Source organism: Phocaeicola coprocola DSM 17136 (genome assembly GCF_000154845.1).
GTDB classification, from domain to species: domain Bacteria; phylum Bacteroidota; class Bacteroidia; order Bacteroidales; family Bacteroidaceae; genus Phocaeicola; species Phocaeicola coprocola.
In genome coordinates this window covers 35,275-49,150 of the sequence record NZ_DS981457.1, presented here as the reverse complement: position 1 = coordinate 49,150, position 13,876 = coordinate 35,275, and the positions used below count along the sequence as shown (strand labels likewise).

General features: G+C 38.0%; 11 protein-coding genes. 3 read left to right on the top strand and 8 right to left on the bottom strand.

Annotated features, from left to right (window positions below; all coding sequences use genetic code 11):
* The first annotated feature begins 19 nt into the window (after positions 1-19).
* Positions 20-1,396, top strand: a complete 1,377-nt coding sequence (gene xylE, locus BACCOP_RS04200) for a D-xylose transporter XylE (RefSeq protein ID WP_397434094.1) — start codon at positions 20-22, stop codon at positions 1,394-1,396.
* A gap of 116 nt (positions 1,397-1,512) precedes the next feature.
* Here xylE and BACCOP_RS20965 read toward each other — a convergent pair whose 3' ends face one another.
* The 8 genes from BACCOP_RS20965 to BACCOP_RS04165 form a co-directional block, all read right to left on the bottom strand.
* Entirely contained in the window at positions 1,513-2,205 is a 693-nt protein-coding gene (locus tag BACCOP_RS20965) for an IS4 family transposase (RefSeq protein WP_235776947.1), read from the bottom strand.
* Positions 2,172-2,675, bottom strand: coding sequence for a DUF4372 domain-containing protein (locus BACCOP_RS20960; RefSeq protein WP_007566659.1), 504 nt, complete (start codon positions 2,673-2,675; stop codon positions 2,172-2,174). The genes BACCOP_RS20965 and BACCOP_RS20960 overlap by 34 nt, the downstream gene beginning before the upstream one ends.
* 697 nt (positions 2,676-3,372) lie before the next feature.
* Complete coding sequence (locus BACCOP_RS04190) at positions 3,373-5,508, bottom strand: peptidylprolyl isomerase (RefSeq protein WP_007566656.1); 2,136 nt, start codon at positions 5,506-5,508, stop codon at positions 3,373-3,375.
* 125 nt (positions 5,509-5,633) lie between these two features.
* Complete coding sequence (locus BACCOP_RS04185; RefSeq protein WP_007566654.1) at positions 5,634-6,890, bottom strand: hemolysin family protein; 1,257 nt, start codon at positions 6,888-6,890, stop codon at positions 5,634-5,636.
* A gap of 22 nt (positions 6,891-6,912) precedes the next feature.
* Positions 6,913-7,521 carry an LPS export ABC transporter periplasmic protein LptC gene (gene lptC, locus BACCOP_RS04180; RefSeq protein WP_007566651.1) on the bottom strand — a complete coding sequence of 203 codons (609 nt, stop codon included), beginning with the start codon at positions 7,519-7,521 and terminating at the stop codon, positions 6,913-6,915.
* Between the two features lie 9 nt (positions 7,522-7,530).
* Complete coding sequence (locus BACCOP_RS04175; RefSeq protein WP_007566649.1) at positions 7,531-8,892, bottom strand: tetratricopeptide repeat protein; 1,362 nt, start codon at positions 8,890-8,892, stop codon at positions 7,531-7,533.
* Between the two features lie 23 nt (positions 8,893-8,915).
* Complete coding sequence (locus BACCOP_RS04170) at positions 8,916-10,175, bottom strand: OmpP1/FadL family transporter (RefSeq protein ID WP_007566647.1); 1,260 nt, start codon at positions 10,173-10,175, stop codon at positions 8,916-8,918.
* Positions 10,165-10,890, bottom strand: a complete 726-nt coding sequence (locus tag BACCOP_RS04165) for a type III pantothenate kinase (RefSeq protein ID WP_007566645.1) — start codon at positions 10,888-10,890, stop codon at positions 10,165-10,167. Before BACCOP_RS04165 ends, BACCOP_RS04170 begins: the two co-directional genes overlap by 11 nt.
* A gap of 159 nt (positions 10,891-11,049) precedes the next feature.
* Here BACCOP_RS04165 and lnb point away from each other — a divergent pair, with 159 nt between their 5' ends.
* Together lnb and BACCOP_RS04155 are read left to right on the top strand one after the other, a co-directional pair.
* Positions 11,050-12,222 carry a lipoprotein N-acyltransferase Lnb gene (gene lnb / locus BACCOP_RS04160; RefSeq protein ID WP_040311808.1) on the top strand — a complete coding sequence of 391 codons (1,173 nt, stop codon included), beginning with the start codon at positions 11,050-11,052 and terminating at the stop codon, positions 12,220-12,222.
* Positions 12,222-13,805, top strand: coding sequence for an alkaline phosphatase family protein (locus tag BACCOP_RS04155; RefSeq protein ID WP_007566641.1), 1,584 nt, complete (start codon positions 12,222-12,224; stop codon positions 13,803-13,805). Before lnb ends, BACCOP_RS04155 begins: the two co-directional genes overlap by 1 nt.
* Positions 13,806-13,876: the final 71 nt, after the last annotated feature.

The following is a 13,876-nucleotide window of genomic DNA, read 5'->3' as shown; positions in this document are numbered from 1 at the left end:
CGAAAACTATAAATTTAATATCGTGAGAAACAGTAATTTGTATTTGGTTAGTTTGGTCTTAGTGGCCATTTTAGGCGGTCTTCTTTTCGGATATGATACCGCTGTAATTTCTGGAGCAGAACAGGCTCTTCAGAAACATTTGGGATTAAATGCTTTTTGGCATGGCGTTACAGCTTCCAGTGCTTTAATCGGGTGTGTAATTGGTGGAGCGATCTCAGGAGTGTGCGCTTCTCGTATGGGACGACGCAATTCTTTGCGTTTATCAGCCGTGCTGCTTTTTTTGTCTGCACTGGGGTCGTATTATCCGGAATTTATTTTCTTCGAAAAAGGAGATACTTCATTTTCTCTGATTCTGGCATTTAACTTCTACCGTATATTAGGTGGAGTAGGAGTAGGTCTGGCTTCTGCTATCAGTCCGATGTATATTGCCGAAGTAGCTCCATCGGAGATTCGTGGTAAGCTGGTTTCATGTAATCAGTTTGCGGTGATTTTCGGTATGCTGGTTGTGTATTTTGTAAATTACATGATTAAGGATGGTATGACCGAAGAAGTCCTGGTATCGGAAGGCTGGCGTAAGATGTTCGTTTCAGAAGCATATCCTGCTGCTGTATTCGGTATCTTATTGTTTTTTGTTCCTAAGACACCTCGTTATCTGGTGATGGAAGGAAACGATTCTAAGGCATTGTATGTATTGGAGCGTATTAATGGTCCTGAAAAGGCAAAGAAAATCTTCGCAGATATTAAGTCTGTTACAGCTGAAAAAACAGAAAAGCTCTTTACGTATGGTGTTGCTGTTATCGTTATTGGTATATTGCTTTCTGTATTCCAGCAGGCTATCGGTATTAATGCTGTGCTTTATTACGCTCCGCGTATCTTTGAAAAGATTGGAGGTGGAGGTGATGGCATGATGCAGACTGTTATTATGGGTATAGTTAACATTACCTTTACACTGGTTGCTATCTTTACTGTAGAGAAATTAGGTAGAAAGCCATTGCTTATTATTGGTTCTATTGGTATGGCTATCGGGGCATTGGGAACTGCTGCATGTGATGAACTCCATGTAAGTGGAATGATTGCTGTATTGTGTATCATTGTTTATTCTGCTGCTTTTATGATGTCATGGGGACCGATTACATGGGTTTTGATTGCAGAAATATTCCCTAACACAATTCGTGGTAAAGCTGTAGCTATTGCTGTTGCTTTCCAATGGATATTCAATTATCTGGTATCTTCTACCTTCCCTGCAATGTACGAAGTTAGTCCTTTCTTTGCGTATTCACTCTATGGAGCGATATGTTTGATTGCTGCTTTCTTTGTATGGAAATGGGTTCCTGAAACCAAAGGAAAGACTTTGGAAGAGATGAATCAGCTTTGGCTTAGCAGAAAAGGTAAATAAACAGTATTTGTTAGTGTCATAAAATTCTTAGAGCAGGAAAATGGAGCTTTCCGTTTTCCTGCTTTTTTTATATATGTTTTCATTAGTGTCCCGTTAAAATCGGGACGAATTAAATATTAATCAAACAACCCCGGGAAAAGGGGATTTAATTGCTCTTTGACATCATTGAAATTAGTCTTATTGAACAACTCTTGTAAAGGTGTTTTATCCGTTAATGAAATGCTCAAAATCTGTAGGACCTCATAGGTCGAACGGCTTAAGTGCAAATCATGTTGGATAATAGCTACCAAACAATAAGTGATAATAGCCACACTTATCTGAATACGGACTGCGTTTTCTGTGGTGCCCCAGAACCTTTTGATTTTAAGGTGCTGCTTCAACCATTTGAAGAACAGTTCTACAAGCCATCTCTTTTTATAGAGATTAGCTACATCAAGTGCAGATATATGTTTGGCATTTGTCAGGAAGGTAAATTCACGATCATCTTCTTCATCATAGAACCTGATAATCCTGAATGATTCCGGATACTTCTTTTCAGAGGTATATCCTGATAATTTCACTTCAGCATCAGATAGTATATTCTTTGGTAGTCTGCGTTTCCATTTGCAGAACTTAAATTTAAGATTCGACTTGGCTCTTACGACAAAGAAAGAGCCAGTAAGATGAATCCGATATAGTTCCTTAAACGAATCATACGCTCTATCAAAAATATAGTATGCATTTGGTTCATAATGAATTGCAGACATTGCTGTTGAGTCATGTTTTGAAGCTGTGGTTACTGTAAAAAAAGCCGGAACCTGAGCCTCAATGTCATAAAGGACATGTGCCTTGACTCCACCTTTTTTACTTCGAATTTAGCCCAAGGAAATGTTGCCAAACATAACGGAATGGTGGTTGAATCAAAAGCGTACTTCTTTCCTTCGATATCCAGAATATGAGTAGCTCGTTTATCACTGGCTTCTTTCATCATGAAGAATGCAAAATCTTCAAAGATTCTGTAATCCCTATTTTGGTTAGCTGATGCAAGTGTGGTTTTGGCCAAGGGTTCACGACCCAATCCCAAATGATAACACTTGGCTTGATGTGCTTCCAATGCAACAATCAGGTCGCGTAGGCTCTCACGATTGCTTAGCTGTCCGAACATCATAGCAAGAAGCTGGTTCCAGCAAGTGAAATGTTTGACGTAACGATTTCCATCGTATTTGTCCACGATTCTTCTGAATTTATTGTTGTTCAAAAACTCTACCAATTGAGCGAAAACATATTTGTCTTGATTCATTTGAAGCCATTTGATTTGGTTTCAAAGGTACAATTTCAAATCGTCGCGCTTTACAAATAGAGTATAATAAGCTATATTTCAGTTATTTCAAAGAACTATTTATCCACTTTTACGGGACAGTAATGATATGTTTTGTTTGTTTGCTATAGTTCACTTGAGATATCCTTATGAACTTCCAGTAAGTTTGGTTTTAAGATCATACGAATTTGTTTCCTAAGAAAAGAGCAGGGAGCTTGATAAATCTGTAATGTGGAGAAGAATAAGTTATATACGGGGTTATTCAAGCTATAGTGGCAAGTAAGGTGTATTATTCTTGTAACTTATTCGATCGAGTTACTTTAAGGATGGAAGAGCTTTCAATAATTGAATTGACTTTTATGAGGGTTGTAAGATCTACTATTTTAGCCTGAATTATTGCTTAATTTTCAGGAAAAATAACCTGAAGTTTTTATTAAAACATCTCGATGTTTTTTTTATTTTCGTACAAATTTGTGAGCTTCTTATACCCCGATTGAACTTGTTTGATCTCTCTAGTGAAAGAGAACTGTATTTTGTATCTCTGTCTTATGTTATGACAGTAAAATATGCTGTGTATAGGGAAGGAGGACTTTTGATATCCTTTATAAAAAACTGCCTCATATAAAGATATATGAGGCAGTAATAAGAATATTAATAATCAAAACTTATTGATTTTTCTTTAGAAGAACAAATAGCGTTGGTCTACAATTTCAGCTTTGTCACGCAATTCATAAATGCATTGTCCTGCATAACGTGCTGCCATATTAGATAATGCAGTTTCTTCTTTCTTAGCGTCAAACTTCTCAGTGCTCTTTTCTTGGTTGTATACCTGAATCATGTAAACTCCGGCATTACCCTTAATAGGTGCAGAAACCTTATTTAACTCAGTCTTAGAAGCGTAAGCACTGATGGCTGGTTCACTAGCACGAGTGACTGAGATAAATGCAGGTGCATTGAATGTTACGTGTTTTACAGTGTCGCTGATAGCATCTTTCATTCCCTTAACCTGTGCCAAAGAATTGAAACCTTTCATTTGTCCCATAATCTGTTCAGCCTTTTTGTTACGGAGAACTTCACTTCTCAGCATATCTGATACTTTATTGATGTTTACGTATCCAGCAGGGTTGATTGCTTCCAAAGCAACTACCAGCAGGTGGTCGTTTTCACCGCATTCATACAGAGGAGAAACTTCACCTGGTTTTGCATCAAATACCCATTTCAAAGCTTCACGAGTAGATTTTACACCACCTACATAGTGTTCATCGCTGCGGAAGTTAGAACGTGGAGTAAGGCTGTAACCAGCTTCTTCTGCATTCTTTTCGAGATTTTCAATAGTTGTGTTCTGAGCAACGAACTGGCTGAATTTATTGTAAGCATTGTTATATGTCTCTTTGCTGAATTCAACAGGACATTTTATAACAGCTACTTTATATTTATCCTTCATAGCCTTTTTGTTCATTACCTGCAAGATAAGATTTGCCTGACCAACTTTGACATTAGCAAGTTCATTTACAGGCTGAGAAATCAGTTTGTTGATGAATGTTGCATTTTCTGCGTCTAATGCAGCACCTTCCCAGCTTTGTGCATTTACCCAATTTGCTTCTCCTGTCTGACCATATTTTTTAGCCAACTCTGCAAAATCAGCTCCTTCTTTCAGTGCATTGTAGATGCTGTCTGCCAAACTTGCTGTCTTAGCTTCTGTATCAGCATATACCTGAATCTGACGGAACTGGATTGAATCTGGAGCTGTTGTCTTAGCAATGATTTTAAATGCATTGTAAGAGTCATCTGCCTGATTGTAATAAGGACCGTAAACTTCATTAACAGAAGTAGAGTCTAAACGGCTTGCAACATCTGAAGGCAATACTGTTTTGTTTACAGGTACGTCTGCAAATGGAATAACAGAACCTGTTGAACGGATAAATGCAGTATAGTCGTTGGTTGTAGTGATCAGCTGACTGCTGTATTCTGTTACTTCTTTCTGAACTTCCTGACGGTCTGCTTCTGAAGGCACAACGCGTACATCGATAAATTTGATATCACGTGTTTCTACAGGCTGTTTAAATGATTCTTTCTTTTCTTCATACAATTTTTTGATGTCATCATTAGAAACAGTAATTGTAGAGTCGCTGATACTAGAATAAGGAATTCCTGCTAAAAGCAAGTCTGACTGTGCTGTATGTCCGTTGAAAACATCTTCTGCTGCTACCGGGTTTGAAATCAATGATTTAGCAATCAGATTCTGGTATTTTTCAGCAAGAACAGATTGTTTCAATGTTCTTTCAACGAATTTCCAGAAATTACCCATTGTCTGGTAATATTCTACATATTGTGCAGGCATTTTGCTTGCATCCAGATTAGCGTAATCTACCAAGAATTTCTTCAACATATCTTTGTCGAAAGCGCCAGTCTGAGGATTACGGAACGGAGTCTGCATCAACAGTGGGTTTGTTCCTTCGTCGATGATTGCCTGAAGCTCTTTATCTGTTACTTTAAGACCCAGTTTTTTTGCTTCAGCAGCTATCAGTTCGTTTGTTACATATGTGTTCCAAACTTGATCCTTGATATTAGTCAGCTGATCTTCGCTTAATGAATTCAGTCCGTTAGTCAGTTTGATTACTTCACTGAATTCGTCTACCATTTTTTGATAATCTTGTGCAGAGAGTGTGTTTCCATTTACTTCTCCGGCGTCTTGTTTTCCCTGATGTGGCTGAAGTATTTTCCAAGCATCACCTGCAATAAATGCAAATAGGGCAAGACCGATTACAATGACCAAAAGAGGTCCTTTGCTTCTGATTGTTTGTAAAGTTGCCATTTAAAGTTATTATTTTTTGTTTATTGTTTTTTCTCTTTTTGTCTTTAGCGCACGAAGATACAAAAAATGTGCTTAGTAGGCTCTTTTTTACTGAAAATTTTTTATTTTAAGACGTTTTAGCTTACTTATTTGGTGACTTTTAGCTTGACTAACTCAATTTTTGTAGCTGTAACTTTTATAATTTTAAATTGAAATTCTCCTATTGTTATAGTTTCGTGTACTTTGGGAAAACTTTGGTATTCGTGTAAAATAAGTCCGCCTACTGTTTGGTATTCATCGCTTTCCGGTAATTTTAATCCAAATTCTTCATTGGCTTTTTCTATTTCCAAACGACCGGAGAAAATATATTCATTTTCCCCAATATTCTTAGCAATACTGGAGTTTGTATCATGTTCATCTTCTATGTCACCGAATATTTGTTCTACCAGGTCCTCCATGGAAACCAATCCGGATGTTCCTCCGAATTCGTCTACGACTATTGCCAATGAACGTTTCTGCTGCATAAGCTGTTTCATCAGCTTATGCGCACTCATTGTTTCTGGTATGATAGGTATGGTACGTATATGCTTGCGCCAGTCGGTAAGTGGTTTGAACATTTCAGATGAGTGTATATAGCCGATGACATTGTCTATATCTTCTTTATATACAATTACTTTACTTATGCCATGTTCTATGAACTCTGCTTTTAGTTCATCAAGTGTTGCGTTCATTTCTACTGCAATAATTTCAGTTCGTGGAACCATGCAGTCGCGTACTCGAATATTCGAAAAGTCGAGGGCGTTTTGAAAAATCTTTATTTCGGTGTCTATTGCATCCTGATCTTGTACCTTTTCGATACTGCTTTGTATGAAATAATCCAGATCTATTTTCGTGAAAGCTTTTTCCTTGGTTTCCTTATTGATTTTTGTCCCAGTAAAATAAAGGAAACAAGTAGAAAGGAAGGATGCAAAACGGCTGATAGGATACAAAATAAGATAACAGATAAATGTTGGCACTGCAAATATACGCAGGGTACTGTTAGGGCTTATTTTGAATAGTGTTTTGGGAAGAAATTCTCCTGTAACGAGGATGATGGCTGTAGAAATCAGAGTTTCTATTGTAACCAGCATGGCTTGGTTGCTGATGATATTTATCAAGATGTATTGCTCTATCAGTTGTGCCATCCAGATTCCGTAAACAACAAGTGCTATGTTGTTCCCTACTAGCATGGTAGAGATAAAATTATTCGGGTTCCGATAAAAAATGGATAAAATACGTGCTTGCATACCACTTCCTTTTTCCATTTCGAACCGTAACTTGTTAGAAGAAACAAAGGCTATCTCCATTCCTGAAAAGAATGCAGAAAAAATCATTGATATAAGTAGTTTTATAATAAGTCCCATATATAAATTGGTACATCTTTTTCTAGTTCTTGGTCGTATCGGCAGGTGTTGTATCTTCTACTGTAAAAATTCCTGTATTATTGAATATCTGATATTCTGTCATTTGCTGGTTGGATTCGAATCCATATCCTGTCAGAACCTTGTCAGGTTGTTCGATACGTATGAATTGGTCGGAATATATTCTTTCCTTCCCCTGATCCCAATACATCAGTTGGGTATCAAATTTATCACCGCGCTGACTGCGGATGTGTACATTGCTGCGAAGTTCCCATAACTTCTTTGGTTCATAGTAATAGGCAGTGTCTGCCTTTATGCTAGCATCGATATGAAAAAGGGTATCGAACTTTTCTAGATAAATACCTTTTTCGAACGCCCAAAATGGCGTATCAACTTCACTGAAAATCAGCCATTCGGCTGTAATAATTTTATAACGGATCATACCAGAGTCGGATATAAATGTTGTAACTCCGGTAGTACGCATGTCTGGTAGAGAGTCTTCTTTGCTGACAGCTTCTGCCAATTCTTTCTTTTTGCTACATGCTGGCAATAAAATAAACATAACAGTTGCCCAAATGGCAACTGTTACGTTTAAAATCATTATATGTTTTTTATTGGTCACTCTATATGACATATAAAGTTATTATCTGATAGTTGTTGTTTCACCAATCCATCCACCGATAGTTACTGAATCACCTTTCTTCAGACCCAGGAAGAACAAGTCTTCATCTTTCGGAGTATATGCTGAATAGCTACCGATCAGTTTGTTAGCTTCTTCTGCAACACTTGGATCTACGCTCTTTGCACGTTGCAATTTGTCGATTGCTGCAAAGTAAGTACATTTATTCAAAGCTGCTTCATCGCCCCAGTTTGGACTTGCTGCATACATCTGAGCAATCAAGATATAAGCTTTACCCATGTTAGCGTTAAGAGAAAGAGCTTTGTTTGCATACTGTCTTGCTTTGCCATATAATTTCTGGCTCATAATAGCAACTGCTGCCTTGTAGCAGTTTTCTGCTTTTTCCATTGGATCTTGTTCCAATTCGATAGCTTGATCGAAATAGCCTACACTCTTATCGATGTCACCTTTCTTGTAATACATGTAACCACATCCCAAAGCTGTTGCTGCTGCCGGTTCGATAGCGTGAGCTGCTTCAGATGCTTCGAAGTAAGCTTCTTCGTTTGTACATTTCAATATCTGCATTACAGCGATAACCTGTTTCAAATAATCCAGATTTGATTTATTCTGTGCAACCTTCGGACCATAGATAGACTGCATGTCTTCACAAGTAGCAGTACCACTATTGATGAAGTAAGCATCTACGTTGTCTTTTGCTGTTTTTAAAAGCTTTTTAGTCTTTTCTGATTTAGTTGCTTTATATGCAGCATCAGCATAACCTGAAACAGCTAGATAATCCTGAATGAAATTTTCTTTGTGGTTTGTATCAGCTTTCAGCTTGCGCAAAGACAAGTCCATCATATCTTGGAACATGAAATAGTCTGCATTTTCTTTTTCCAGATCAACGGCTTCTTTTTCAATGCTATAAGCACTGTTCACGTCGAGATTCTTGCCTGAAAATACAATCATGTCGTGAGCTTTCATACCCAAAATAGATCCTTTTGTGGTCGGAGTACGTACCAGGCCATTCAGTTGGTCAAGATATTTGATACGTTGATCGTGTACGGCCATTAACTCATTCAGATAAGTTTTTTGCTGAGCAGCATCTTTAGATTCAGCAATCAAGGCACGAAGAATTTTTGCACCGTTTGTATAAGTTCCTACCTGTGCCAATGGCGCTTCTGTGAATACAGCTTTCCAAGGAGTATATGCATCCTTGAAGTTGTTTGTTTTTACATATTCAGTATAAATACTGATGTTCTGGAGGCAACGGAGGCTGTCTTCTCCATGTCCAAAACGAGAACCATCTTCCACTCCTTTTTGAGCGAAAACTGCTGTTGCGCTCAATGAAAGCGCAGCCAACATTGTAAACATCTTCATTTTCATCGTATATAAATTTAGTTATTTTGTTAGTTAACTTTCCACTTCATGAACCAATGTTCATTGAATGTCAGACCGATTTTTATGACAAAACGGTTTTCTGACAGCATATTTGGAACAGATGGAGTAACATGAACATATTGACCTGTCACATTTAAGATGGTATTCCGCTGGAATAATTGGAGAGGAAGACCAAATCCTGCACTGATTCCATATTCAGAAGGTCCGTCGCATTGGGGGAGTTTCAGATATGAGCTCTTGTAGTAACCTCCTGCGCGATAACGTATACGTTTCAGATAACTTCTTCCTATAGGATTGGGCAAGTATTCTACACCTGCTGCTATTTTACTGCGATCATTATATGCATCTGTCGAATTTTCATATTTTACTTTCGACCATTTTTCGAGAGAGTAATCAACTCCAAAGGTAAGGCTTTGAGCATGGTTATATGCCAAACCTGCACCAAAGGTATGAGGAATACCATATGAATCATTGATTACATGTTCGTTTACAGAAGAGTAACTGGAGTTGTCTGTTACTTGTATACCTCTAGTATCAGTGGAGTTGAGTGTATGTCCTAATCCATAAACCAATCCGAGCGTCAACTTGTCAGACTTGTTAATCTTCTGAGTATATTGTAAACCAAAGTCAGCAACGTAGCTGTTCACCTTTATATTATTATATACATTAGTCTGGTCACTGCTTACACTAAAACCTTTGGTTGACTGATATTGCAATGTTCCATAGATATATCCGGCATTCACACCGATAGAAAGATTATCAAGCACTTTAAAGCCTAATCCTCCAGTTATTTGTTGCAAACCTCCGTCACCATAGAAAAGATTTGTAGCTGTTACATCTTCAGCACCTTCTACTGGTTGTGTAGTTGTAAAATTATAACCTAAAGTAGAATATGGGGTGAAAGCAATTGCCATACCTAGTCTTGGGTGCAATCGGAACTGCATTGCAATATAGTCAAAACTAGAGTTTTTGGCATTATTCTTTATTCCATTTTCCTGAAAGTTTGAACTTTTAAGGCTCATGCCTACATCAAACATGAATGAGAGGGAATCTACAGCTGTGAACGATGCCGGATTTAACATATTGATATGTCCGCTATTTCGGAGCGCATAGCCAACTCCTCCCATAGCGGCATTATTGGCAAAACCTCGGTCAGACAGTTCTCCCAATCCATATCGTGTATAGGGAGAATTAATGCTAGACTGAGCTAAAGCCGATAAAGAGCCGGCAAGCATCAGAGTGCCGATTAGTGCTTTCTTATTTAACATTGTAATTTAAAATTCTGTTTAAACCTTTCAATACTAAAAATCTATCTGCAAAGATGATACTTTTTAAGTTTGTATCAAAAGAAAATTTATCTCCGCCAGTTAAAAAAACCAAAAGGTCAGGATATTTCTTTTGCGTTAGCGTTATGTAACCGCTTATTTCGAACTCCATTCCTTTAATTACACCGGCTCGTATAGCAGTTTCGGTGCTGTATCCGAATTCGGGTAAATCTCCTCCTTTCTCTATTAAAGGAAGTTTGTCGCAGCACGCGCTCAAGGCCTTGAAGCGAGTATATATACCCGGTGAAATGTTTCCTCCCCAATAACGTCCTTTTGCGTCGATGAATTCATACGTCAGGGCTGTTCCTGCATCAATAACTAGCAGATCTCTGTTTGGGCAAAGGTAATTGGCGCCAACTACGGCAGCCAGTCGGTCCATGCCTAGAGTTTCCGGTGTTTTGTATAAATTTTCTATCGGAACCGGAGTGCGATAGGTTAATTCAAGAAAGGGTACTGATTGTTTTGCCAGTTGCTTGCGTATTGTGTTACTTAAAGTAATAACGGAGGCTATAATCCCTTTTTCAATAGGATATTTATTGCACAGCATTGTCAAACAGTCTAAAGAGTGGTTTGATCCTCTCAGGACCTCTACCACTTCTTCCTTGTCGAATACAGCAAGCTTGGCTACTGTATTACCTATATCGATTACTAAATTCACTTCTTTATTCTGTTATTATGCTGCAAAGTAAAGTAAAAAATGAATAGGTATAGTAATAAAACGATGATTTTATTCAGAAGTTATCAATAATTAGCCGTATTTTTGTGCCCGAAACAGAATAAATGTTGTAAAAAATTGGGTTTTATTTTACTGAAATTTATGTCAAGGCTTAAATATTTCATCTTTTGTTTGTTTATGGGAGTGGCTTTTTCTGTGCAGAGTCAAAGTACGGATAGTATTCGTTTTAGCTTGCTGACTTGTGCTCCTGGAATCGAAATATATTCTTTATTTGGACATACGGCTATACGCTATGAAAATTATACGCGGCGTATAGATGTTGCATTCAATTATGGAATGTTTAGCTTTAATACACCAAATTTTATTTTCCGTTTTGTTGCCGGCGAAACAGATTACCAGTTGGGCATTACTCCTTATTCTTATTTTGAAGCAGAATATGCAATGCGTGGGTCTTCTGTCTACCAGCAAGTGCTAAACTTGACTCAATCGGAAAAGGAACGTTTGCTAACGATTCTGGAAAATAATTATTTACCTGAGAATCGTATATACCGTTATAACTATTTCTATGATAATTGTACTACTCGTGCACGTGACAAGATAGAGGAATGTATAGAAGGAAAGGTCGTTTATCCTGATTCTCTGTCGGGCAAGAGTTATCGTAGTATTGTACATGAATTTACTGCCGGTTCTCCGTGGAATGAATTTGGTATTGACTTATGTTTAGGGGCAGAAGCTGATAAGGAGATAAATAAACGTCAGCAGATGTTCTCTCCTTTTTATATGAAATATTATGCTTCGAATGCTTATATAGTAGATGCTGGAGGTACTCGTCGTCCTTTGATTCTTGATGAAACTAAAATTGTGGATGTTGAACCAGAGGAAGTTCAACCGGGTTTTATTTTATCACCGTTGATGTGTGGAGCTTTGTTTTTAGCATTATGTGTGGTGATGGCATGGGGGCAATGGAAAACTCAACGAATCTGGTGGGGATGGGATATTGTGCTTTATGGACTTCAAGGATTGGCTGGATGTATCATTGCATTCTTGTTTTTCTTTTCAGTTCACCCAACTGTAGGTTCTAACTGGCTGCTTATTTTATTCAATCCGATTCCCTTGTTGTATCTTCCTTTTATGGTTTATAAGGCTGTAAAACGCAAGAAAGACTATTATCATGTCGGAAATATGGTGTATTTAACACTTTTTATAACCATTCTTCCATTTTGTGGGCAAGAATTTAATTTAACAGTATTACCTTTGGCACTCGGTTTGCTAGTGACTTCTGCAAGCCATGTATTAGTTTGGAATAAAAAGTAATGAAAGAACGTATATTAACATCGCTGATAGCGGCATTTGTGATAACAAGTCTTCAGGCACAAACGACTCCTGCTGTGCCGAGGTTGGTTGTGGGCTTAACCATAGATCAACTTCGTTCTGACTATATTGAAGCTTTCTCGGCTTTATATGGTGAAAGGGGTTTTAAGCGTTTGATGAGAGAGGGGAGAGTTTATTGCAATGCAGAATATGATTTTATAAATATAGATCGTTCTTCGGCTGTAGCTTCTATATATACAGGTACTACTCCTTATTATAATGGAATTGTCGGTAACCGTTGGATGGACCGTGCTTCTTTACGTATTATAAAAAGTGTGGATGATCCTGCTTATATGGGAGTATATACTTCTGAAAGCACTTCACCTCAGCATTTGTTGGTTTCAACTTTATCAGATGAGCTGATGGTAGCTACTTGTGGAAGTGCAGAGGTATACTCTATTGCTCCTACCCGAGAAATGGCTGTGTTGGCAGCCGGGCATGCTGCTAAAGGGGCTTTTTGGTTGAATGATGAAACAGGAAAGTGGAGTGGCTCTACTTATTACGGCTCGTTTCCGGAGTGGGTGACTACATATAATGACCGCGACGGTTTGGATTTTCGCATCGGGAATCTTGTATGGGGGCCTTATCTGCCTGTTACGTCTTATAAATATGTCACTTCTGATGCAAAGCAGCTTACTTTCAAGCATGATTTTTCTGATGAGCGAACTGAAAAATATAAAAAGTTCAAAACCAGTCCTTATGCAAATGACGAGGTAAACAAACTGGTTGATGCTTGTCTGACATATACTAATGTCGGGAAAGATAATGTTCCTGACTTGCTTACATTGTCATATTACGCAGGAAATTATGCTCATATGTCCAACGCAGAGTATGCTATGGAAATTCAGGACATGTATGTTCGTTTGGATAACAGCATAGGTGACTTGTTGGATTTAATAGACCGTAAAGTAGGGCTGAACAATACGTTGTTTTTTATAACATCTACTGGTTATACTGACGTTGACCCTAAAGACCCTGAACAATATAAGATACCTGGCGGAGAGTTTCATATCAAGCGCTGTGGGGCTTTGTTGAATATGTATCTCATGGCTATTTATGGGTCGGGGCAGTATGTCGAGACTTACTATGATCGTCAGATTTATTTGAATCATAAACTTATTGAAGATAAAAAGCTGAATCTTACAGAGATATTAAACCGCTCTTCCGACTTTATTGTACAGATGAGTGGAGTTCGTTCTGCTTATTCTTCACAACGTTTGTTGCTTGGTGCATGGACCCCTCGTATTGATAAGATCAGAAATACTTTCAATCCGCATCTTTCTGGTGATATTTATATAGAAGTAATGCCAGGATGGTCTGTTGTGGATGAGTATTCTCAAGTTACGAAGGTGGTGCGCGACAACTACTCGTCTGCTCCTTTGATTTTTATCGGTAATAACATAAAGCCGGAAATCCTTTACACTCCGGTGAAAATGGCGACTATTGCTCCTACAATAGCTCATTTTATGCGCATTCGGGCTCCCAATGCTGCAACAGCTGCCCCTCTGACGGGCATCCGTAAATAAATTATATACTCAGACAACAAAGAAAATCAGTAAATTAGTTATCTTTGTGCGTCGGAATACCGAATAAATAA